The following is a 22,796-nucleotide window of genomic DNA, read 5'->3' as shown; positions in this document are numbered from 1 at the left end:
AGTTGTTATTCGTTAGTATTCTCTTCTGGTGTTTCCGGCTCCGGTTCTCCCACCGGAACATCAACGATTAAAAATTCTGCTTCTTCATCCTCATCAAAACCTGTAAGGAGCTTAAATTGGTAATTGTTGTAATTTTCACTGGTAATTCGCAGATCTCTAATAGTTTTAGACTCATTTAAACTTCCTTCCTCTGTACATTCTGTTAGATTGGCATCATAAGAAGTTACCGCATAAATTTCTATAACATAGGTAGAGTCATTTTCTTCATCGGTGTATTCATCGAAATCAAAGGTGATGAAACTGTGACAGGCGTTGGGCAACTCGTAACTTATTTCCAGATCATAACTTTCGCCAACTTCAAAAAAACCGGGGAGGTCTGCATTGGTTATTTTTGCGAAGTCATAATTTACATTAGGGCCATCATCATCATTACTACAGCTGGACAGGCTTAGGGCCAGTACTATTAATATGGCAATTCTTTTCATTTCAGATATATTATTAGGGTTATCTACTTCATAGATGCAACTTTATAGAAATGGTTGCGTCCAGAATCAAAAAAATCCCTTTTTTAAGGGATTTTTAAGACTTTGACATTATCTTAATTTGAAAATACTATTAAACTATCGTGACCAAATGCTTGATTTTAAGCTTCTTTAGCAACTTTAATAGCGTTCTTGATTTTTTCTTCAAGTTCTTCCATTAAATCGGGATTATCTTTTAGAAGTATTTTTACCGCGTCACGACCCTGACCTAGTTTAGTGTCTTCGTAGCTAAACCAGGAGCCGCTTTTCTTCACGATCTCATAGTCTACACCTATATCTATTATTTCACCAATTTTAGAAATTCCTTCGCCATACATAATGTCGAATTCAGCCATTTTAAATGGTGGTGCTACTTTATTTTTTACCACTTTCACACGGGTTTTATTACCCATAACATTGCTGTTGCTGTCTTTTATTTGCGTAGAACGTCTAATATCTAAACGAACCGAAGCATAAAACTTAAGTGCGTTACCACCGGTTGTAGTTTCTGGGTTTCCAAACATCACCCCAATCTTTTCCCTAAGCTGGTTAATAAAGATTACGGTACAGTTGGTTTTACTAATAGAAGATGTGAGTTTTCTAAGGGCCTGAGACATTAAACGGGCGTGTAACCCCATTTTTGAATCTCCCATCTCTCCTTCAATCTCACTCTTTGGAGTAAGAGCCGCAACCGAATCTATCACGATAATATCTATAGCTCCCGAACGTATCAGGTTATCGGTGATCTCCAGAGCCTGTTCTCCGTTATCCGGTTGTGAGATAATAAGGTTTTCAATATCTATACCTAGATTTTCTGCATAAGTACGATCAAAAGCGTGTTCTGCATCAATAAAGGCAGCAATACCTCCTTTCTGCTGGGCTTCGGCTATTGCGTGTAAAGTTAAAGTTGTTTTACCCGAAGATTCTGGTCCATAGATTTCAATAACCCTACCTCTTGGATAGCCTCCAACGCCCATCGCCAAATCTAAACCTAAGGAACCGGTAGAAATTGCATCTACATCAGATATGGCCTGGTCGCTCATTTTCATTACGGTACCCTTTCCGTAGGTTTTATCCATTTTATCCAGGGTAAGCTTTAAGGCTTTTAATTTTGCTTCTTTTTCTTTATCGTTGCTCATAATTTGAATAATCTATTTAGAGAGTTGCTAAATTACTATAAGTTTTCCTGCATCACAATTTTATATGCGCGGCTTTTGTATATTTACTTTTGAAGAGAGATTTAGAATACGATTACGCTTGTTTTGAAGTGTTTTGAATTTCTCAATCTAATGCCTTGAGAGCTTGCTCCCTGGTAGTTATTTAAACAGAAATTTTAAAAATTAACCCTGCCTATGAGATTTTTGAGAAAAAGTCTGTTTATGCCCGGTTGTAGCACTTCAGTAATTATTTTGCTGAATGTTAATTGCCGGGTAGATGGTGGCTAGAATTTAAAAATCTAATTTATGAAACAAAGTAAAAAAGATTACAAACCGAATTAGCCACACAAAAAATGCCCTGGGAATAGACTTTTCAGGGCATTTTTTCTTCCTTGGAATTTAAACGTATCTTTGCAAAAATTTTTCTTTAACCTTAACATTGGTATAGCATGCAACTGTACAATAAATTAAGCGCTAAAGAGAGGGAAGCACTTATAGACGAAGCGGGAGAAGACCGTTTAACGCTCTCTTTTTATGCCTATGCCAAAATTGGCAATCCACACTTATTCAGAAATCACCTTTTTATCGCCTGGGACCAAATGGATGTTCTTGGTCGCATCTACGTTGCCCACGAAGGGATCAATGCCCAACTCTCGGTTCCGGCCAAACGATTTGAAGAATTTAAAGAATTTATAGATAATATTTATTTTCTTGAGGGCGTTAGGCTGAATATTGCCATAGAACATGACGCTAAGGCCTTTTTAAAGCTGAAGGTGAAAGTGCGTAAAAAAATCGTTGCCGACGGACTTAATGACAGTACTTTTGATGTTACCAATAAAGGGGTGCATGTAGATGCGATAAAGTTCAACGAACTTATTAGTGACCCTAATACCGTTTTGGTAGATATGCGTAACCATTATGAAAGTGAAATTGGTCATTTTCAGGGTGCGATTACTCCAGACGTGGATACGTTTAGGGATTCCTTGCCAATTATAGAAGACGATCTTAAAGATTATAAAGAAGATAAAAATTTGGTAATGTACTGCACCGGTGGAATTCGTTGCGAAAAGGCCAGTGCTTATTATAAGCATAAAGGTTTTAAAAATGTATATCAGTTGGAAGGCGGTATTATTGAATATGCCCGACAGGTTGAAAAACAGGAACTGGAAAATAAATTTATAGGAAAGAACTTCGTTTTTGATCATCGTCGTTCCGAGCAGATTTCAGAAGAAGTGATCGCGCATTGTCACCAATGTGGTAAACCTTGCGATAAGCATGTGAATTGCGCTAACGAAGCCTGTCATTTGCTTTTTATTCAGTGTGAGGAATGTGCAGAAAAAATGAATAATTGCTGTTCTAAAGATTGTATGGAGATTGCTGCTTTACCTTACGAAGAGCAAAAAGCCTTGCGAAAAGGAAAAGGAAACAGCAATAAAATATTTAAAAAAGGACGTTCTGAGGTTTTAAAATATAAAAGTTAACACAGCGTTCTAAAAAGGGAGTGCCAATTAATATTGGTATATTTACTCGATAATCGAGATTTAATTGTTCGGAGGCTTGCCTCTGTTCTAATTAATAAATTTTTGTATCATAACTCTCGGGATTACCCCGAGGTTCTTGATTAGAAACTCAATATAAACCTAAAAGTCTGCAAAGCAATTTGCAAGACTTACAACATATAAATATTTATGGCTTGTAGCAGTTGCTCAACCAAAGACGGAACGCCTAAAGGATGCAAAAACAACGGGACCTGTGGTACAGATTCCTGCAATAAACTTTCTGTATTCGATTGGCTTGCAAATATGTCTATGCCTAACGGGATAGAACCTTTCAATTACGTAGAAGTTCGTTTTAAAAACGGAAGAAAACACTTTTTCAAAAATGAAGAAAACCTAAGCCTCAGTATGGGCGATGCAGTGGCTGTTGAAGCTTCTCCCGGTCACGATGTAGGTATGGTGAGTCTTACCGGGGAACTGGTAAGAGTACAAATGAAAAAGAAAAAAGTTAAACCCGATAGCGAGGAAGTACTTAAAATATACCGAAAAGCCACTCAAAAAGATATTGACGTTTGGGAGGAAGTTCGAAATAGGGAAGAAGCAATAAAGAAAAGAGCCAGAGAGATCGCAATTAGGCTTAATCTAAGTATGAAGATTAGCGATATTGAATTTCAGGGAGATGCTTCAAAAGCTACGTTTTATTATACGGCCGATGATCGTGTAGATTTTCGTCAGTTAATCAAGGAATTTGCGAGGGAATTTAATACCCGAATAGAAATGCGGCAAATTGGTTTGCGTCAGGAAGCAGCCCGCCTTGGCGGAATTGGCTCTTGCGGTCGTGAACTATGTTGTTCTACCTGGCTTACAGATTTTAGATCCGTAAGTACTTCTGCAGCGAGATATCAGCAATTATCTTTAAATCCGCAAAAGTTAGCTGGACAATGTGGAAAGTTAAAATGCTGTCTTAACTATGAGCTCGATTCTTATCTGGAAGCCTTAAAGACTTTTCCGCGAACCGACACCAAACTTTTTACCAAAAAGGGAACTGCCGTTTGCCAAAAAATTGACATTTTTAAAGGTGTACTTTGGTATGCCTATGAGGGGGAGTGGATGAACTGGCATCAATTAACAGCAGAGCAAGCGAATAAGATTATAGCTTCAAATCGTAAGAAAGAAGATGTTGCTAGCCTTGAGGAGTTTGAGGTGCAAATTCAGTTGGAAGAAAAACGGGATTTCAACAATGTGGTTGGGCAGGATAGTTTAACACGTTTTGATAAGCCCAAAGGCCAGCATAAAAAACACAAGTCAAAAAAACGAAGAAAACGTAAAGGAAAACCTTCGAATAATGCGTAAAGCTGGTGTCTTTTTAATTTTTATTGGTGCTTTTGCCTTACTGACTTCCTGTGATAAAAAGCGGGTTTATGATGAATATAAACCAATAACAGGGGGCTGGGAAAAAGATTCTACTTTGGTTTTTAAACTGGGAGATTTGGATTCTTTGCAAAATTATAACCTGTTTATAAATATTAGGAATAACAAAGATTATAATTACAGGAACCTGTTTTTAATTACCGAAATGCGATTTCCGCAAGGGAAAGTGATAACCGATACCCTGGAATATGAAATGGCAGCACCCGATGGCAAATGGCTTGGTACGGGTTTTGGTGATGTAAAGGAAAGTAAACTCTGGTATAAAGAAAATGTGAGTTTTACTGAACCCGGCGAATATAGAATTGCCATTAAACAGGCAATGCGCAAAAACGACGAGGTGGAAGGAATAGAAAATTTAGAAGGAATTACCCACGTAGGTTTCAGGATAGAAAAGGACCTGCAATAATATTTAAATTAAAATGGCCGGAACAAAAAAGAAGCAGCAAAAGACCAAAACCTCTAAAAGCCCCTATATTATTGGATTTTGGACAGCTTTTGGGATTGGATTATTAGCTGTGGTTTTAATTTTCTTAATGGCAGGCTGGGGGGCTTTTGGTAAAATGCCCGATTTTGAACAGCTTGAAAATCCTGAGACCAACCTCGCTACCGAAATTTTCTCTTCAGATGGGGAAACCTTGGGAAAATATTACAGTGAAAACCGTACGCCTATAAAATATGATGATCTTCCCGACCACCTCGTTAAAGCCCTTGTAGCTACTGAAGATGAGCGGTTTTATAAACATGCCGGGATAGATGCAAAAGGAACACTTAGAGCGGCGTTTTACCTGGGAACTCGTGGTGGTGCAAGTACTATAACACAGCAGCTTTCTAAACTTTTGTTTACTGATGATGTTTCTAATAATCCTTTTGCCAGGATTTTGCAGAAAGTAAAGGAGTGGAATATCGCCATAAAACTGGAACGACAGTATACGAAAGAAGAAATTATTACTATGTATTTCAACAAATATGATTTTGTGTATCAGGCTGTTGGAATTCGTTCGGCTTCAAAGATTTACTTCGGAAAAGAAGCTAAAAACCTTAATATAGAAGAATCTGCAGTTTTGGTAGCAATGCTGAAAAATGCCGCTTTATATAATCCGGTGCGCCGCCCGGAAATGGTAAAACAACGTCGAAATCAGGTTTTTGTGCAAATGCAGAAAAATGGTTATCTGTCTGAGCAGGAAAAAGATTCACTTCAGAAATTACCGCTAGATCTTGATTTTTCTCCGGAAGGCCACGATGAAGGGATGGCGACATACTTTCGAGTTTATCTGCAAGGGTTTATGAGAGACTGGATAGAGAAAAATCCAAAGCCAGATGGAACTGAGTATAGCCTTTACCGTGACGGATTAAAAATTTATACCAGCATAGATTCTAAAATGCAGCAATATGCTGAAACTGCCGTGGAAAAACATATTTCCCATCTTCAGAAGGAATTTGACAGGCAAAATAAAAATAATAAAACCGCCCCGTTTAGAGATATAGACCAGGGACAGGTTGATGGGATAGTGAGAAGCGCAATGCGCCGATCGGTAAGATGGAAAGAAATGACAGATCAGGGAAAATCTGAAGAAGATATCCTGGCATCTTTCGACAAGGAAACCAGGATGCGTGTTTTTTCCTGGGATGGTATAAAAGATACCATTATGACGCCTAAAGACTCTATCTTTTACTACAAAGGATTTTTGCAGGCCGGTTTAATGTCTATGACTCCTCAAACAGGAGAAGTTAGGGCCTGGGTTGGGGGTACCAACTTTAAGCATTTTAAATACGATCACGTAAAACAGGGAAAACGTCAGGTGGGTTCTACATTTAAGCCTTTTGTATACGCTACAGCAATAGATCAGTTAAAACTTTCTCCCTGTGATATTATGCCTAAAAATAGATTTACTATTGAAGAAGGTAAATACGGCAATGTCAAAGATTGGTCCCCGGCAAATAGTGATGGGGAATATGAGGGAATGATAAGTTTGAAAAATGCACTGGCGCAATCGGTGAATACTGTAACAGCCAGGTTAATTGACAAAACAGGACCGGGACCGGTTTTAGACTTAGTAAAAAAGCTGGGGGTAGATACTGAAAACTTTTCTAATGGGCCCGCAATTGCCCTGGGAACTGAAGATATGAGTCTTTTTGAAATGGTTTCGGCTTACAGCACTTTTGTAAATGAAGGGGTTTATGTAAAGCCGGTTATCGTAAATAGAATAGAAGATAAAAACGGAACCGTCCTTTATCAGCATGTACCGCAAACCCGGGATGTACTAAGTAAAGAAGCAGCTTATGTTACGGTAAACCTTTTAGAAGGTGTTACTCAAAATGGCTCCGGGGTTCGCTTACGTGGAACTTATGCTAAAGAATTTGATCATTACAAACGAGGAGTAACGGGTTATCCATACGATTTCAAAAATCCTATTGCCGGTAAAACCGGAACTACACAAAACCAAAGTGATGGTTGGTTTATGGGAATGGTCCCTAATCTCGTAACCGGCGTTTGGGTTGGTGCCGAAGATCGGGCAGTGCATTTTCCAAACTTGACTTATGGTCAGGGTGCTACTATGGCGCTGCCAATTTGGGGAATGTATATGAAAGATCTTTATGCAGATGAAGAATTAGATGTTTCGAAAGATGCGTTTCCAAAACCCGATAACCTGTCTATTGAAATAAATTGTGATCGGTATAATCGGGAGAATCAATCTCAAAACGATAGCCTTCCAGATGAACTTGATTTTTAAGATTTAGCAAAATTCTACCATTATTTTTTAGAAAAATATAATCTACCAGCCTAAAAGCATTGTAGCAGCATTTTTATTTTCGTATTTTTCGGTAAAATTTAAATACCGATGATTAGAAAAACTGTAGCCAATGTAAAGGATGCTTTGCAGGGCGTAGAAGATGGTATGACGTTTATGCTGGGTGGCTTTGGCCTTAGCGGGATTCCCGAAAACGCCATTTCAGAACTTGTGCGTCTAAATGTAAAAGGTCTTACCTGTATTTCCAATAATGCCGGGGTAGACGACTTTGGCCTCGGACTTTTACTTCAAAAAAAACAAATAGATAAAATGGTTTCCTCCTATGTAGGGGAAAACGACGAGTTTGAGCGGCAAATGCTTAGCGAAGAGCTGGAGGTAGAACTTATCCCGCAGGGAACACTAGCTGCTCGTTGCCAGGCAGCGCAGCAGGGATTTCCTGCAATGTATACTCCTGCCGGTTACGGTACCGAGGTTGCCCAGTTTAAAGAAACGCGCGAATTTGATGGGAAAATGTACGTATTGGAAAAAGCCTTTAAAGCCGATTTTGCTTTCGTAAAAGCCTGGAAAGGCGATAAAGCTGGAAACCTTATTTTTAAAGGAACTGCCCGTAATTTTAATCCTCTAATGTGTGGAGCTGCAAAGATAACTGTTGTTGAGGTCGAAGAACTGGTAGAACCGGGAGAATTAGATCCCAATCAAATTCATATTCCAGGCATTTTTGTACAACGTATTTTTGAAGGAAAGAATTACGAAAAACGAATTGAAAAGAGAACGGTTCAAAAACGAATTTGAAAATTTGAGAATATTTTAATTTGAAAGTTTATGAGAAACGACAAAGAAAATATTATTGTAGGAAAAACTTTTGATTTTGCGCTGAAGATTATCGATTATTCAGAAGAATTAAGGTCAAAGCATAAATACGAAATGTGTTCTCAACTTTTTAAAAGTGGCACTTCAATTGGGGCTAATGTTTGGGAAGCCCAGAATGCAGAGAGTAATGCCGACTTTTTCCATAAATTTAAAATTTCAGCCAAAGAAGCAGATGAAACAACTTATTGGTTAAAACTTTGCAAGGCTTCAGAGCATTTTCCAAATCCAGACGAACAACTTTTTTTAGAATTAACATCTATAGTAAGAATAACATCCAAAATTATAAGTTCGGCTAAGAAAAGATAGGAGACTATTTTCAAATCAACGATTTATCAAATTTTCAAATTGAATTATGTTAGACAAAGAAGGAATAGCAAAACGCATTGCAAAAGAGGTGAAAGACGGGTATTATGTGAATCTGGGAATTGGGATTCCCACCCTTGTAGCTAATTTTGTTCGTGACGATATAGAAGTTGAGTTTCAGAGTGAAAATGGAATCCTGGGAATGGGACCATTTCCTTTTGAAGGTGAAGAAGACGCCGATCTCATCAACGCAGGGAAACAAACCATAACCGCACTACCCGGTGCGAGTTTTTTTGATTCAGCGATGAGTTTTGGGATGATCCGGGGGCAGCACGTAGATCTAACTATTTTAGGTGCGATGGAAGTCGCCGAAAACGGTGATATTGCCAACTGGAAAATTCCGGGTAAAATGGTGAAAGGTATGGGTGGTGCTATGGACCTTGTGGCCAGTGCCGAAAATATAATCGTGGCGATGATGCATACCAATAAATCCGGGGATTCCAAACTGCTTAAAAAATGCTCATTACCTTTAACCGGAGTTGCCTGCGTAACAAAGATTGTAACCAATCTTGCTGTTATCGAAGTTACTAAAGATGGGTTTAAACTTTTAGAAAGAGCTCCCGGGGTTAGTGTAGAAGAAATTGAAAAGGCTACAGAAGGAAAATTGCTTGTAGAAGGCGATGTCCCTGAGATGAAATTATAAAATAATACCGGCAGTGTTTTTAAATCACTGCCGGTATATAATTCTGTTTCTAGTTAAATTTTAAGTCAAAGAAGTGGATTCCGCCTCCAGATTTACCAAGAAATCTATAGCTTCTTTTTGGGAAATAATCTCTCCCCGTGTATTGGCTTGGGAGAAATAATCGTACCAGCCCACTTTCTTTAAGTTTTCTTCCAATGTTTCTACATTATCTAAAGAAGGCATTTTCCATACGGTAACATAGCGATACTGGCTTCGGTAATGAGTGTGTTCATCATTTAAAGCCCAGCCAAGATTCTCCACACCGTTATCTTTTAAACCGGTTATTCTATCCTGCATATTTTCCATGAGCTCTCGCCTCTTTTCTTTAGAGAGATCTATCCATTTTCCGGTTACGTTCCACATTTCAATATACAAATACATAAATTTTGAGTTTTATTGGTTGAATACCTAAAGTTAATGAATATTTTATGGGTAATTCTTTAGCTTAGGTTAAAATACCATTGAATATGATAAACCTCATACCGCAAAAAAATCACATTAAACGCTAATTACCTCGGAAGCTTCTAAAAGTTCTTCCTGGCGAAGTCTAAGAATAACCTGTGCTATAGCGAGAACATCTTTTTCGCAGTAGCTAACTATACGATCCAGGTCTTTCTCATTGTAAAAAACGTTTCTTACATCGCTACCCGAGATATCATCTTTTGGCGATGGAATTTTCAAAACATTGGTGAGTAATTTTAGGGAAGTAAAATGTTTATAATCCCCAAATTTCCATAATTCCAGAGTATCCAGGTGCGGTACTTCCCAGGGCTTCTTTCCAAATAGATTGAGTTTTAAGGGCAGCGCCAGGTTATGAATTAACATCCTGCGCGCGATAAATGGAAAGTCGAATTCTTTACCGTTATGTGCACATAGTAAATGCTGAGGTTTTGCAAAGTGCTCATTTAATAATTCAGAAAACTGCTGAAGCAGGGTTCTTTCTTCATCCTTGAAAGTAGTTACTCTAAAAGTTCTATCCCCATTTTTAAAACTGAAGAAGCCTACCGAAATACATACGATCTTACCAAATTCCGCCCAAATTCCGGCCCGATCGTAAAACTCCTGCGGGGTAAAATCATCTTTGCGCTGGTATTGGGTTTTTTCTTGCCAGAGCAACTTTTTGTCTTCAGAGAGTTTGTTGAAATCTTCAAATTCGGGTACTGTTTCTATATCAAGAAAAAGTATGTTTTCCAGCTTAATCGTTTGCAGCATCGTTTAACATTTTATAAGTCTCATCAATATACTTATAGAAATCCGGAGCGTGTTCTTCGTCTTCTTCTTTTTTAATCAGGTTTTCCCCCAATCTTACGATAATGAGGTCGTCTTCTGGAACTACGATCACATACTGCCCGCGAATGCCACGCATATAAAAAATATTCTTTTCCTTATAATCACTCAACCAAAACCCATAACCATACTGCGGACTATCCTCAAAGCGGGGCTCTGTAGACCGTGCTACAAATTCTTGATCCAGAATTTGTTTTCCATTCCACTTTCCTTTGTTTTTGTAAAGTTTACCAAAACGTGCAAAATCGCGGGCATTGGAAGCGATACAACAATAGGCTTTTTCCATTCCGCTTTCCTCGCTGTCCAATTGCCAGAGCGCATCTTGTTGCATTCCCAGCGGTATCCAGAAACTTTCGCTTAAATAATCTGAAAGATTTTCTCCGGTGGCCTTTTCTATTACCATTCCAAGTAGAATGGTATTCCCGCTTAGATATTTAAAACTTTCTCCGGGGGTCCTCGTTACTTTTAGCCGCAAGACCAAATCCCTTATATTTTCGGTAAAATAAGCCCTCGCCGTCATCCCAAACGGGTTGTAATAATTCTCGTTCCAGTTTAAGCCCGAAGCCATAGAAGACAAATCGCCGACTTTTAATTCAGAATTAAACTGCGGAAAGAAATCAGAAACCGGTTGGTCTAAACTTTTTATATGACCATCATAAATTGCTTTTCCTAGAAGGGCCGAAACAATGCTTTTGGCCATAGAAAATGAATTAGTTTTAGATTCGGGGCCGTATTCCTGGTAATACTCCTCAAACCAAATACTATCATTTTTTATAATTAGAAAAGCAGCAGTTTCCAGTTCTTCATTTAATTCAGCAAGGTTTTCGGTTGGAGTTACAGAGTTGTAATTAGAATGTTCTGGCCAGGTATCAGCTTCAGTGCCGGCTTCAATAAGTCGGTTTTCAAAGTGGGGATAATCGTCTATGTAAGCTGTTTTCTGGCCTTGAAAATAAGTGGCCTGCATTCCGCGGAAAATATAACCAAAATCCAAAATAATAAGAATAATAACAGCGATTAGAAGTACAAAAATTACAGTTCCAGAAATTTTTAAAAATCTAATCATAAAGCAGAAGTTTTAGAACATTGAAAGTTGTGACGTATTATTCTCGTGATTTAAAAGCCATTGTTTTCGTTGAAGTCCGCCGGCATAACCGGTTAAAGAGCCATCGCTGCCAATTACGCGGTGACAGGGAATTACCACCCAAAGCGGATTTTTCCCGTTGGCAGATGCTACGGCTCTAATCGCCTTTTCATCACCCAGTTTCCGGGAAAGTTCAAGATAGCTGCAGGTTTTACCATATGGAATTTCACTTAAAGCTTTCCACACTTTTTGCTGAAAAGCGGTTCCCTCTGGATTCAGAGTTAAATCGAATACCTGTAGATTTCCTTTAAAATAAGCGTCCAACTGTTGTGCTGCCGATTGAAGAAAATCAGGTATCTCTTTTGAAGTAGGAACCTCTTCATCCAGAATCTGAATGGACGAAACCCCATTTTCATTGCCGTTAATTTTGGCTATTCCCAGTGGAGTTTTCAGAAATATCTGATTTTGGTTCTTCATGTTCTCCATTATCTTTCCTTTGAATTAATCCAAGACGTTTTGCGCGCTTTTCCCAGTTTTGGCGGGCAAGCATCTGCATATCTTCAATACTGTCGCTCTCGTCCATAATTTCAAGGCCTAGCAGGGTTTCAATGATATCTTCCATAGTGACCAGACCAACGGTGTTTCCGTATTCATCCACAATTATGGAAATATGCCCCCTTTTTTGAACAAAATTCTCAAAAAGTTCAGGGATTGGCGTGTCTTCCGCACTCATAAAAATATCCCTTTTTAAAGCACTTAAAGGTTCAGAACCTTTTTGGTCTATCATTTCCTCTAACACATCATCCTTCAAAATAAAACCGGTTACATTATTGGTTTTATCCTTATAAACCGGAATTCTGGAAAATTTAAGGTTTTTATGGGTTCGGTGAAATTCTTCGATACTGGTATCTTCACTTTCAATAATAGCAACAGAATAAGGGGTCATCACGTCTTTCGCCTTAACCGATTTGAACACCAAAAGGTTTTTAATAACCGTAGTCTCACTTTCGTCAAAAACGCCTTCTTCTTCAGCAGCATCGGTAATTGCGGCGAACTCTTCTCTATTCATAGAAGATACGTGTGCCGATTTGCCTATTAATTTGGTAGTAAGCATCATAAGCCAAAGTATACCGGTATACTTCAGTGGAAAGATCATTATTTTAAGGGTTTTTGCTGTGAAATTTCCCAGCTGTTGCCAGTAAGTGGCGCCTATGGTTTTTGGTATTATTTCTGATAAAATTAAGATTGCCAGGGTCATTACCGCTGAAACTATACCTACAGCATTTCCTCCATCGCCCCAGATTTTTTCAGCCTGTACACCTACTAAAATCGCACCAACGGTATGGGCAACAGTATTTACAGTTAAAATAGCAATTAACGGTTTGTCTATATCTTGTTTAAAGTTTGCCAAAGTGGTGGCATATGCTTTGCCCTCCTTATTTTTTATTTTGATGTAGGATGGAGTAACACTTAATAAAGCTGCTTCCAGAATAGAACACATAAAAGAGAAAAAAATTGAAAGGGTAGCATATAAAATGAGTATTCCCATGTTGGTGTTTAGTTGTTTGAGTTACTAATTTAAAGATAATTACTGCAAACAAGTGTAAAGAAATGGTAAAACATAAAAAATCAGCCCCGGCATATTAAAACCGGGGCTGTATAGGAATTAATTATTAATGTTTAAGCCGATAGTTTTTCAGTGATTATCTGGTTCCATCTGTTGGCTGCAATTAATCTTTCAGAAGCGTTATTGTTCTCGTTATCGTCTTCATCATAAAATATGATTTCAGAGAGTTTCTTGTCCTGAGAGTTTCCAGAAAGGTCCAAACTAATTCTTCTAATATAATTCCTGTTTTCAGCAAGTTGCAAGGTGCTCACTTTAGTGTTTTTAATTTCTAAAAGGTCCAAAACCCGATGTTGCATATTATTGTTGGGTTCTATTACCAGCAGTTTCTTCGATTTACTGTCCAGTCCCAGGAAAAGGGTTGCTGAAACCTCAACCGTATCGGTATCTAAATTATTTTTTGAACCTATTTCCTTTAAGGTTTTAAGTCGGTTTTTTTCATTAGTGTTTTGTTGCCAGATAAGTAGTAATATCGGCAGCACGAACAAGGCTAACAGCCCAAGGCCAATTAGCGTAGATGCAGTATCCATTTTTTATAGTATTTAGGTGAAATTTTTAATTATGTCTGAAGAGGTTCAGACAAAGTATTTCTTTGAAGAAATTGATATTTTTCTTCGGAAAGCATTTATTTCACCAGAAAAAATGGAAAGGAAAGATTTGTTGAAGTATTAACTGTCTTTGATCTAAAGCGTTGAAAAACGCATTTTTTTCAACCGAAATGAGAAGTTTCTTTTTTGAAGAAAATGAAGAACACAAATTGCCTGAAGAATTTGGAAAATTTTCTTCTGAAATAATATTTTCTGAAGAGATAATTTCAGAAAAAATAACCGCCTGCTGGTTCTGTTCGGCTTGCAGGTAATCGTAGTTTCGGGAATCGAGATTTACAACCGTGGTTGAAAAAGCAAAAACAGTATTGCTGGTAATGCTTAGGAGCAGCACCAACAATAAGCTTATAATATTAAAACTTCGGTTTTGCATAAAATCAACTGGCCAGGGTTAAATCCACCAGGCATTTGGTTGAGAAAAATAAACTTTCGGTTAATATTTTAGATCCCATCCAACGAGCAAAATTAGCTAAAAATCAGATTCGAAAATGATAAATTTTAGTTATAAAATCAGGAAATTAATTTCACTGCATCTTTTGCAAAATAGCTGGCAATCATTGAAGCACCGGCGCGCTTAATGGCGGTTAATTGTTCTAAAACCACGGCATCGTGATCCAGCCAACCTTTTTCTGCCGCAGCTTTAATCATCGCATATTCGCCACTAACCTGGTAAACGGCTACGGGAATATTTACCGCATTTCGAATATCACGAACAATATCCAGATAGCACAATCCCGGTTTTACCATCACGATATCGGCGCCTTCCTCTATATCCATAAGGGTTTCTTTAACCGCCTCTTCCCGGTTTGCGGGATCCATCTGGTAAGTTTTTTTATCCTTCGGGATATTTTCGGCATCTACCGGGGCAGAATCCAAAGCATCCCGAAACGGACCGTAAAAAGCCGAAGCGTATTTTGCGCTATAGCTCATAATCCCGGTATCGTGGAAACCTTCGTCTTCCAGCAGGCCGCGCATTTCAAAAATACGGCCGTCCATCATATCGCTAGGAGCAAGGATATCGGCACCGGCTTTGGCGTGAGATAATCCCATTTCAGCTAAAATTGCGGTAGTATCGTCGTTTATTATTTTTCCGTGAGCAATAACTCCATCGTGCCCATAAGCCGAATAAGGATCCAGGGCAACATCGGTCATGACCAGCATTTCGGGAACTGCATTTTTTACGGTCCTAATAGCACGCGGCATAAGTCCGTCGTTATTTAAAGCCTCAGTCCCGGCATTGTCTTTTAGGTTGTCGGGAACTTTTACAAATAACAACACCGATTTGATGCCTAAATTCCACAGTTCTTTAACTTCCTTCTCAAGCAGATCCAGGCTAAACCGAAAATAATTCGGCATAGATGCGATTTCTTCCTTTTTATTCTTTCCCTCAACCACAAACAGCGGTGCGATAAAATCGTTTGGGGTTATTGCGTTCTCCCGCACAAGGCTGCGCATTGCTTCGCTGGTTCTTAATCTTCTATTTCTTCTTAATGGGTACATAATCTCAGTTTTCGGTTCTCAGTAAATCAGTTTTCAGTTAAACCCAATTTCGTGGTTTTTCCAAAACCTTTAATAATCTTTCTTCCTCGCTTCCGGGTTCGGGGCGGTGGTCGTAAACCCATTGCACGTGTGGGGGCAAACTCATTAAAATGCTTTCAATCCTTCCATTGGTTTTTAACCCGAAAAGCGTGCCTTTATCGTGTACTAAATTGAATTCAACATATCTACCGCGTCTTATTTCCTGCCAGGTTCGATTTGCTTCAGAATATTGCAGGTTCTTACGTTTCTCTACAATTGGCACATAAGCTTCAAGGAAACTATTGCCAACTTCGGTTACGAAATCATACCAGTCGTCTATACTTTTTTCTTCGGAAGCTTTTAAATAATCAAAGAACAATCCACCGATTCCTCGGGCTTCATTGCGGTGTGAATTCCAGAAATACTCATCACATTTTTTCTTGTATTCCGGATAGAATTTAGAAGAATGCTTATCACAGGCTGCTTTTGAAACCTGGTGAAAATGTTTGGCATCTTCTTCAAATAAATAGTAAGGTGTAAGGTCCTGTCCGCCGCCAAACCACTGGTCTAAAACGTTTCCGTTTTTATCATACATTTCAAAATAGCGCCAGTTGGCGTGTACCGTCGGCACCATGGGATTTTTAGGATGGATCACCAAACTGAGTCCGCAGGCGAAGAAGTCTACATCGCCAACTTTAAAATATTCTTGCATAGCCGGGGCAAGGGGGCCGTGAACTGCCGAAATATTTACGCCACCTTTTTCGAAAACAGCCCCGTTTTCTATAACCCGTGTTCTACCACCACCGCCTTCTTCACGTTCCCAAAGGTCTTGCTGAAACTTAGCAGTGCCGTCTATCTCCTCCAGTTTTGCACAGATGCTATCCTGTAAATCTTCAATGTATTTATAAAATTGCTCTCTCATTTTCAATCTTCAATATAAACGAGTTTGTTCTGAATACCTTCCGGGAATTTTTCTTCGGAAAGCTTTACTGCCTGCTCCATTTTTTGCTGAATCAGTGCTATGATTTCTTCGGTTGAATTATCATCTTCCTTAAAAACCTGCTGCCCAATGCGGTTGTTATGTAAGTCCATCGCTTTTGCCAGTTTTTCATTGGGCGAAAGCTTTTCGTGCAAACCGGTGATGTGATCGCTCCAATTTCTAACGACTTCCACTGAACCTGAAATATGATAACACTTTTTGCAGATTAAATAATTCCAGAGGGCGTGCCTAAAGGCATTTTCTTTTCCGTTGTTGTGATGTTCTTTTTTGTAAAGCTCGTCACAAATTTTTATAGTTTGAATTGTCGCCTTGTATGTTGGAAAAATATAGCGCGGTTTTCTTATAAAAACTTTAGAAACCGAAAACAGCTCCTTAAATTTCATATTTTTAATCCGCGCCCAGACTGCCATTATTGGACTTTATATTCCTTTACCGCATCTACAAAAGCTTTGGCATTTTCTACCGGAATATCGGGCAAAATGCCGTGTCCAAGGTTTACGATATACTGGTCTTTTCCAAACTCATTAATCATTTGGGTTACCATTTTCTTGATCTCGGATGGTGGGGAATATAACCTTGCGGGATCAAAATTACCTTGCAGCGTAATTCTTCCGCCACTTAAATAACGCGCGTTTCTTGCACTTAGGGTCCAGTCTACTCCCAGAGCTGAAGCTCCGGAATTTGCCATTTCGTGAAGGGCAAACCAGCAACCTTTTCCAAAGGCGATCACAGGGATTTCATCTTTTAAAGCATCAATTATCTGCTGAATGTATTTCCAGGAAAACTCCTGATAATCTACCGGGCTCAGCATTCCGCCCCAGGAATCAAAAATTTGCACCGCATCTACCCCGGCTGCAACTTTGGCTTTTAGGTAAGCGATGGTGGTGTCGGTTATTTTCTGTAATAATTGGTGGGCAGCAACAGGATTGATAAAACAGAATTTCTTCGCTTTATCAAAATTTTTGGAACCCTGGCCCTGTACGGCATAGCATAAAATTGTCCACGGGGAACCTGCAAAACCAATTAGCGGAACTTCATTGTTCAATTCCTGTTTGGTCATTTTAATGGCATCCATCACATAGCCTAAGGTTTCCTCGATATCGGGAACAATCACGTCATCTACATCTTTTGCTGTGCGTATTGGGTTCGGCAACCATGGCCCGAGCCCGGGTTTCATTTCCACTTCAATGTTCATCGCCTGTGGAATTACCAAAATATCGCTAAAAAGAATAGCAGCATCGGTACCTACCTGGTTGATTGGCATAACGGTGATTTCTGTAGCGAGCTCTGGAGTTCTACAACGGGTGAAAAAGTCGTATTTTTCTTTAAGCTTCATAAAATCGGGAAGGTAGCGGCCTGCCTGGCGCATCATCCAAACCGGCGGGCGTTCTACTGTTTCTCCTTTTAAAGCTTTTAGAAATAGATCGTTTTTTATCATTTTTTAAAATATTTCACCACCTGCACAATCACATTTTCAATAGAAGGTTTGGTGGCGATTATTATGTTGTTTGTATGTTTTTTGGCTTCCGTCGCAGTTGTTTTTCCTATGCAAAATGCCGTTACATCTTTTAGTTGATTTTCAGCAGTAAAACTTTGTACTGCACTCGGACTAAAAAATAAAATCCCGTCAAATTCCTGGGAAAATGGCTTCGGATTTAAACTTGTTTTATAAACTTCAATTTCTTTAAAATCGATTTTATTTCCTTGCAGGATCTCTGGAATCTCATCCCTTCTTTTATTTCCGCAGAAAAAAATAAAGCTTTCTTCAGGATATTTCTGAACTATTATTTCTCCCAAATCTTTGCCGTAATCAGTGATTTCCTGAATATGAAATCCGTTTTCACTTAGTAAGTCCGCGGTTTTTTTGCCTACGCAGAAGCAGTGTTCAACCTCCACTTTTCCCAAAACTGCCTTTACTGAATTTTTACTGGTGAAAATAGCGTTTTTTATCTTTTCTGAAGGAAGTTCGAAATCGGTAGCTTCAGTGTTAATTGCATCATATTCCACCAAACTCAAGCCCGAATTTAGAAACAATTGTTTCTGAGAATTACTGAATTTTTTAGTGGAAAGAATGCTTTTCATTTTTGGAGTTTTTAAATGAAAATCAGCCTTCGGAGTTAATTTCAGCCTTAATTTGCTGCATCAATTTTGATCCGCCATTGTTTAGAATCTCTTCAGCACAGCGTCTTCCAAAATTCTCAATTTCATCTAAGGAAACTGTTTTTTCAACACCAATTTTTTCTTTTCCGTCCAAACTAAAAAGTGCGCCTTTAAAATAAACCAGATTTTTGTCAATTGTAGCTAAAGCTCCAATTGGCGCGGTACACCCGCCTTCTAAAACCTTTAAAAATTCACGTTCAATATGTACGGTTATTTTAGATTCCTTATGATTTAATAGCGCGAGTGCTTTTCGGGTAAATTCGTCCTCTTGCATCGCTACCACAAGCATTGCGCCTTGGGCAGGGGCAGGAATCATCCAGTTTAGGTCTATAAAATTATCTGGCTTTAATGCGATACGCTCCAGTCCCGCAGCAGCGAAAATAGCTCCGTTCCAGTTGTGATCGTCTAATTTTTTCATTCGGGTGTTTACGTTTCCACGCAAATCCACCACCTTGTGAGTAGGATATTTGTTAAGCCATTGCGCTTTGCGGCGTAAACTGCCGGTGGCAATGGTGCCATCGCTTTCCAGGAAATCGAGGCCTTTATGAATAAGGATATCTTTGGTGTTGGCACGTTTCAACACCGCAGCTTCAACAATTCCTTGTGGAAGTGCCGTGGGAACATCTTTCATAGAATGTACGGCGATATCAACTTCGCCTTTAATCATTGCTACGTCCAGGGTTTTGGTGAAAATCCCGGTAATGCCCATTTCGTAAAGCGGCTGATCTAAATTAAGGTCACCGGTAGATTTTACGGGTACGAGTTTGGTTTCGTGGCCAAGTTTTTCCAGCGCGTTTTGCACTGTTTTTGCCTGCCAGAGTGCGAGTTCGCTATCCCTGGTGCCAATGCGAATTACTTTGTTCATTTGGCCTGTTCTTCAAGCTGAAATACTTTCTGGATCAACTCCAGGCTTTCATCTGTAGTTTCTGAATCTCCTTTTAAATGATTGGCGAAGTGCTTCATTATTTTCTGGATAATCCTGTTGCTCACAATTTCGGCCTGCTCATCGTTGAAATCTGATATTTTTCTACGCTGAAAATCTAGTTCAGCATCTTTCATGCTTCTAAGCTTTTTCTTTAAAGCTTTTATAGTAGGCGCGAATTTTCGGGTTTCCAGCCATTTATTAAAATCGGTTTCCACCTCTTTGATAATAGATTCGGCCTGAGGAATAAATTGCTTTCTTCGTTCTAAATTCTCGTCGGTCATTTTCGCAAGCTGATCGAGGTGAACTAGTTTTACATTCAGTAAATGTGCTACATCTTCTGAAACGTTCTTTGGTATAGATAGGTCTAAAACAAGGAGATCTTTGTTCGAATAGATTAATTCTTCAGAAATGGTGGGATTTTGTGCCCCGGTAGCGACAATTAAAATATCGGCTTTTCTTATTTCAGCCTGTAGATCGGCGTAATCTTTTACGATAAGGTTAAATTTACCCGCGATTTTTTCCGCTTTGTCTTTGGTGCGGTTAATAAGGGTAATATGTTCGTTCTTTGTATGTTTTATAAGGTTTTCGCAGGTGTTTCTTCCAATTTTTCCGGTTCCGAAAAGCAAGATATTCTTATCGGAAACATTCGGAACATTGTTTAGAATATATTGAACCGAAGCAAAAGCCACTGAAGTAGCGCCTGAAGAAATTTCGGTTTCATTTTTAATTCGCTTGCTCGCCTGGATAACCGCGTTGGCCAGTCTTTCTAAAAATGCGTTTACAAGGCCAAACTTTTTAGAGCGTATAAACGCAACTTTTAACTGACTAATAATTTCAAAATCACCAAGAATCTGGCTATCCAAACCGGTGCCAACCCTGAACATATGGGAAATGGCCTGTTTGTTTTTATGAACATAAGCCACTTTTTCAAACTCTTCTACAGTGCCGTGGGTGTGTTCACAAAGTAATTTGATTAGCTGAAATGGGTGTTGTGCGAATCCGTAAATTTCGGTACGGTTACATGTAGAAGTTACGAGAATGGCATCAATGCCTTTAGCCTTAGCCTGTTGAAGTAAGCCGTTCTTGGCTTCTTCGTCCAAACTAAAATGTCCTCTTATTTCTGCATCAGCCTTTTTGTAACTAAGACCTATGGTGTAAAAATGTTTTCCGCTTGCGATGTGATAATCTTCCATGTACCTATTTAGGGTATTCGGGACAAAATTAAGCTAATGTTAAATCAAAAAGTAACGCTCAAAGTACTTTTTGTATCGCTTTCAGTTATTTTAAGTTTTTTATACCTTTAAAAAATGCAAATCCTTACTTTTGCAGTAGTGATAGTTGGTTTGACTTCAATAGTTTAGAACTGTTCTAAATAGGATAAAATTTAAAAAAATGATTTCAGAAGATAAAAATAACGCTGTAGGATTTACTGAGGAGTTGAAAATTGAGGATGGTTTTTATCTTTTAAAGTTTCAAAACGAAACCCCTGATATTCAGAAAATTATTCGAGATATAGATAGTAGTTATATTCAGTTTCATTTCAACTTAAAAGGAAGTAGTAAATTTTTGTTCAATAATAACAATTACGAGCTTCCGCTTAATGAAGAGAGCTCTTTGTTGCTCTACAACCCGCAGCAGGATCTTCCGTTAAACCTGGTTTTGGAGCCAAATTCCTGGTTAATTTCCCTGGTGATATCCATAAAAAAATTCCATTCCCTTTTTTCACAGGAAGCTGGGTATATCACTTTTTTAAGCGCCGATAACAAGGATAAAAAATATTATAAAGATGGACCAATTTCACCTTCTATGGCGATAGTGCTTAATCAGGTGATGAATTTTAACCTTACTCAAAGTATTAAAAACCTCTATTTTAAAGGGAAAGCTTACGAGCTGCTAAGTTTGTATTTTAACAGGACCGAAGATCCAAATGTCGAACAATGCCCGTTTCTTAGTGACGAAGAAAATATAATCAAAATAAGAAAAGCCAAGGATATTGTGATTTCCCGGATGGCCGAGCCGCCTTCACTCCAGGAATTATCTGAAGAAATTGGCTTGAGTCTTAAAAAGCTTAAGGAAGGTTTTAAGCAAATTTACGGAGATTCGGTTTACAGCTTTCTTTTTGATTATAAAATGGAATATGCCCGAAAACTTTTAGATAGCGGGGACTATAATGTAAACGAAGTAGGACTTAAAGTGGGTTACAGCACAGGGAGTCATTTTATTGCGGCCTTTAAAAAGAAATTCGGTACTACTCCCAAGAAATATATTATGTCATTAACCCCAAATATTTAAAATATGTTCAGAATAATTGTAAGCATTTTTGTTTGCTCGTTCTTTTTTGGCCTAAATTCCAGCTTTGCCCAGGAAACCGAAAATGAAAACGAAAAAAATAAAGAAGTACTTGTTTTTTATAAAACAGCCGGATTTTGGCATGAGGCTATCCCAACCGGAAGAGATTTTATCTCAGATCTTGGCGAAGACCATATATTTGAAGTAAGCACTACTCAGGATGCCGATGATTTTAACGATGAAAACCTGGCTGAATTTGATCTGGTTATTTTTCTAAATACTACAGGAAATGTACTGGACGATGAAGAGCAGGAAGCTTTTGAGAAATATATTGAAAACGGTGGTAATTTCTTCGGAATTCACGCTGCTGCAGATACGGAATACGAATGGCCCTGGTATGGAGAATTAGTTGGAGGGTATTTTGATGGGCATCCCGAAGTTCAACAAGCTGACGTAATATTGAATATGCCAGAGCATCCCGCGGTTGCTCATTTACCAGAAGTTTGGTCCAAAACCGACGAATGGTATAACTACAAAAATTTAAATCCTGAAATGCAGGTGCTCCTTTATTTGGATGAAGATTCTTACGAAGGCGGTACTAACGGTGAGGAGCATCCTATTGCCTGGTTTAGGGAAACCGGCCACGGAGGAGTTTCAATTTATACCGGTTTGGGACATACTATTGAATCTTATATAGAACCATTATTCCAGGAGCATATTCTTCAATCTATTTTATTTGCTTTGGGAGAGGAAAAATAGGCGCTCTATAGGTGTATAAAAAACAGCAATAAGTATTTGGAATTCCCTGTAGCAAATAATCTTATTTTTGAATTGAAACCAGCTTGAGGCTGGACACAAAGGTTAGCAATATATAGGGAGATGATTACTAGCCTGTGATGAATTCCCGCTATGGGGGTGAATTTTAAACAGATGAAACCAGCATGCTGCTGGACCCAAAAATGGCACCCACAGGGGCTTGATTATAAGTCTTTGCTTTATTCCAAAATTGGGTTAAAATTATAAACCGTTGAAAAAAA

Annotated in this window: 25 protein-coding genes; 9 read left to right on the top strand and 16 right to left on the bottom strand. The window is 38.6% G+C overall.

From position 1 onward, the window contains the following. Positions 1-5: 5 nt before the first annotated feature. Together LB467_RS12190 and recA are read right to left on the bottom strand one after the other, a co-directional pair. Complete coding sequence (locus LB467_RS12190; RefSeq protein ID WP_224474318.1) at positions 6-485, bottom strand: hypothetical protein; 480 nt, start codon at positions 483-485, stop codon at positions 6-8. 158 nt (positions 486-643) lie between these two features. Further along, positions 644-1,660, bottom strand: coding sequence for a recombinase RecA (recA, locus tag LB467_RS12185; protein WP_224474317.1), 1,017 nt, complete (start codon positions 1,658-1,660; stop codon positions 644-646). Positions 1,661-2,127: 467 nt separating this feature from the next. Here recA and trhO point away from each other — a divergent pair, with 467 nt between their 5' ends. The 7 genes from trhO to LB467_RS12150 all read left to right on the top strand — a co-directional run bounded on the left by trhO (position 2,128) and on the right by LB467_RS12150 (position 9,231). After that, positions 2,128-3,159 (top strand): oxygen-dependent tRNA uridine(34) hydroxylase TrhO, encoded by a 1,032-nt coding sequence (gene trhO / locus LB467_RS12180; protein ID WP_224474316.1) that lies wholly within the window; start codon positions 2,128-2,130, stop codon positions 3,157-3,159. A 207-nt stretch (positions 3,160-3,366) separates the two neighbouring features. Further along, positions 3,367-4,527 carry a PSP1 domain-containing protein gene (locus tag LB467_RS12175; protein ID WP_224474315.1) on the top strand — a complete coding sequence of 387 codons (1,161 nt, stop codon included), beginning with the start codon at positions 3,367-3,369 and terminating at the stop codon, positions 4,525-4,527. After that, entirely contained in the window at positions 4,520-5,011 is a 492-nt protein-coding gene (locus tag LB467_RS12170) for a gliding motility lipoprotein GldH (RefSeq protein ID WP_224474314.1), read from the top strand. Before LB467_RS12175 ends, LB467_RS12170 begins: the two co-directional genes overlap by 8 nt. Before the next feature lie 13 nt (positions 5,012-5,024). After that, positions 5,025-7,337, top strand: a complete 2,313-nt coding sequence (locus LB467_RS12165; protein ID WP_224474313.1) for a penicillin-binding protein 1A — start codon at positions 5,025-5,027, stop codon at positions 7,335-7,337. 108 nt (positions 7,338-7,445) lie between these two features. Then, positions 7,446-8,147, top strand: coding sequence for a CoA transferase subunit A (locus LB467_RS12160; RefSeq protein ID WP_224474312.1), 702 nt, complete (start codon positions 7,446-7,448; stop codon positions 8,145-8,147). Positions 8,148-8,177: 30 nt separating this feature from the next. Next, positions 8,178-8,531, top strand: coding sequence for a four helix bundle protein (locus LB467_RS12155; RefSeq protein ID WP_224474311.1), 354 nt, complete (start codon positions 8,178-8,180; stop codon positions 8,529-8,531). A gap of 46 nt (positions 8,532-8,577) precedes the next feature. Next, positions 8,578-9,231, top strand: a complete 654-nt coding sequence (locus LB467_RS12150; RefSeq protein ID WP_224474310.1) for a CoA transferase subunit B — start codon at positions 8,578-8,580, stop codon at positions 9,229-9,231. A gap of 60 nt (positions 9,232-9,291) precedes the next feature. Here LB467_RS12150 and LB467_RS12145 read toward each other — a convergent pair whose 3' ends face one another. The 14 genes from LB467_RS12145 to hemA all read right to left on the bottom strand — a co-directional run bounded on the left by LB467_RS12145 (position 9,292) and on the right by hemA (position 20,663). Next, positions 9,292-9,651 carry a DUF6616 family protein gene (locus LB467_RS12145; RefSeq protein ID WP_224474309.1) on the bottom strand — a complete coding sequence of 120 codons (360 nt, stop codon included), beginning with the start codon at positions 9,649-9,651 and terminating at the stop codon, positions 9,292-9,294. 117 nt (positions 9,652-9,768) lie between these two features. Then, positions 9,769-10,482: a 3'-5' exonuclease gene (locus LB467_RS12140; RefSeq protein ID WP_224474308.1), complete on the bottom strand. Its 714-nt coding sequence runs from the start codon at positions 10,480-10,482 to the stop codon at positions 9,769-9,771. Beyond that, positions 10,466-11,620 carry a serine hydrolase domain-containing protein gene (locus LB467_RS12135; RefSeq protein WP_224474307.1) on the bottom strand — a complete coding sequence of 385 codons (1,155 nt, stop codon included), beginning with the start codon at positions 11,618-11,620 and terminating at the stop codon, positions 10,466-10,468. The genes LB467_RS12140 and LB467_RS12135 overlap by 17 nt, the downstream gene beginning before the upstream one ends. Positions 11,621-11,632: 12 nt before the next feature. Next, positions 11,633-12,115: a methylated-DNA--[protein]-cysteine S-methyltransferase gene (locus LB467_RS12130; protein ID WP_224474306.1), complete on the bottom strand. Its 483-nt coding sequence runs from the start codon at positions 12,113-12,115 to the stop codon at positions 11,633-11,635. Beyond that, positions 12,060-13,187 (bottom strand): CNNM domain-containing protein, encoded by a 1,128-nt coding sequence (locus LB467_RS12125; RefSeq protein ID WP_224474305.1) that lies wholly within the window; start codon positions 13,185-13,187, stop codon positions 12,060-12,062. Before LB467_RS12125 ends, LB467_RS12130 begins: the two co-directional genes overlap by 56 nt. Before the next feature lie 131 nt (positions 13,188-13,318). Next, complete coding sequence (locus tag LB467_RS12120; RefSeq protein WP_224474304.1) at positions 13,319-13,792, bottom strand: hypothetical protein; 474 nt, start codon at positions 13,790-13,792, stop codon at positions 13,319-13,321. Positions 13,793-13,892: 100 nt separating this feature from the next. Continuing rightward, positions 13,893-14,240: a hypothetical protein gene (locus tag LB467_RS12115; protein WP_224474303.1), complete on the bottom strand. Its 348-nt coding sequence runs from the start codon at positions 14,238-14,240 to the stop codon at positions 13,893-13,895. A gap of 137 nt (positions 14,241-14,377) precedes the next feature. Further along, on the bottom strand, positions 14,378-15,367 hold the full coding sequence (hemB, locus tag LB467_RS12110) for a porphobilinogen synthase (protein WP_224474302.1): 990 nt from the start codon (positions 15,365-15,367) through the stop codon (positions 14,378-14,380). A gap of 37 nt (positions 15,368-15,404) precedes the next feature. Then, positions 15,405-16,307 carry an oxygen-dependent coproporphyrinogen oxidase gene (gene hemF / locus LB467_RS12105; RefSeq protein ID WP_224474301.1) on the bottom strand — a complete coding sequence of 301 codons (903 nt, stop codon included), beginning with the start codon at positions 16,305-16,307 and terminating at the stop codon, positions 15,405-15,407. A gap of 2 nt (positions 16,308-16,309) precedes the next feature. Continuing rightward, positions 16,310-16,768, bottom strand: a complete 459-nt coding sequence (locus LB467_RS12100; RefSeq protein WP_224474300.1) for a DUF6973 domain-containing protein — start codon at positions 16,766-16,768, stop codon at positions 16,310-16,312. 26 nt (positions 16,769-16,794) lie between these two features. Continuing rightward, entirely contained in the window at positions 16,795-17,823 is a 1,029-nt protein-coding gene (gene hemE, locus LB467_RS12095; protein WP_224474299.1) for a uroporphyrinogen decarboxylase, read from the bottom strand. Next, complete coding sequence (locus LB467_RS12090) at positions 17,820-18,467, bottom strand: uroporphyrinogen-III synthase (protein WP_224474298.1); 648 nt, start codon at positions 18,465-18,467, stop codon at positions 17,820-17,822. Before LB467_RS12090 ends, hemE begins: the two co-directional genes overlap by 4 nt. Positions 18,468-18,489: 22 nt before the next feature. Then, the gene (gene hemC, locus LB467_RS12085) at positions 18,490-19,410 is read right to left on the bottom strand and encodes a hydroxymethylbilane synthase (RefSeq protein ID WP_224474297.1); all 921 of its coding nucleotides are present in this window, start codon (positions 19,408-19,410) and stop codon (positions 18,490-18,492) included. After that, a complete protein-coding gene (gene hemA, locus LB467_RS12080) occupies positions 19,407-20,663 on the bottom strand; it encodes a glutamyl-tRNA reductase (RefSeq protein ID WP_224474296.1) in 1,257 nt (418 codons plus the stop codon). Before hemA ends, hemC begins: the two co-directional genes overlap by 4 nt. 199 nt (positions 20,664-20,862) lie before the next feature. Here hemA and LB467_RS12075 point away from each other — a divergent pair, with 199 nt between their 5' ends. Both LB467_RS12075 and LB467_RS12070 read left to right on the top strand, forming a co-directional pair. Further along, on the top strand, positions 20,863-21,762 hold the full coding sequence (locus LB467_RS12075) for a helix-turn-helix domain-containing protein (RefSeq protein WP_224474295.1): 900 nt from the start codon (positions 20,863-20,865) through the stop codon (positions 21,760-21,762). A gap of 3 nt (positions 21,763-21,765) precedes the next feature. After that, entirely contained in the window at positions 21,766-22,518 is a 753-nt protein-coding gene (locus LB467_RS12070) for a ThuA domain-containing protein (RefSeq protein ID WP_224474294.1), read from the top strand. Positions 22,519-22,796: the final 278 nt, after the last annotated feature.

It is taken from the genome of Salegentibacter tibetensis (genome assembly GCF_020164485.1).
GTDB classification, from domain to species: domain Bacteria; phylum Bacteroidota; class Bacteroidia; order Flavobacteriales; family Flavobacteriaceae; genus Salegentibacter; species Salegentibacter tibetensis.
The sequence above is the reverse complement of the archived record's forward strand: the minus strand, read 5'-3'. Positions and strand labels throughout refer to the sequence as shown.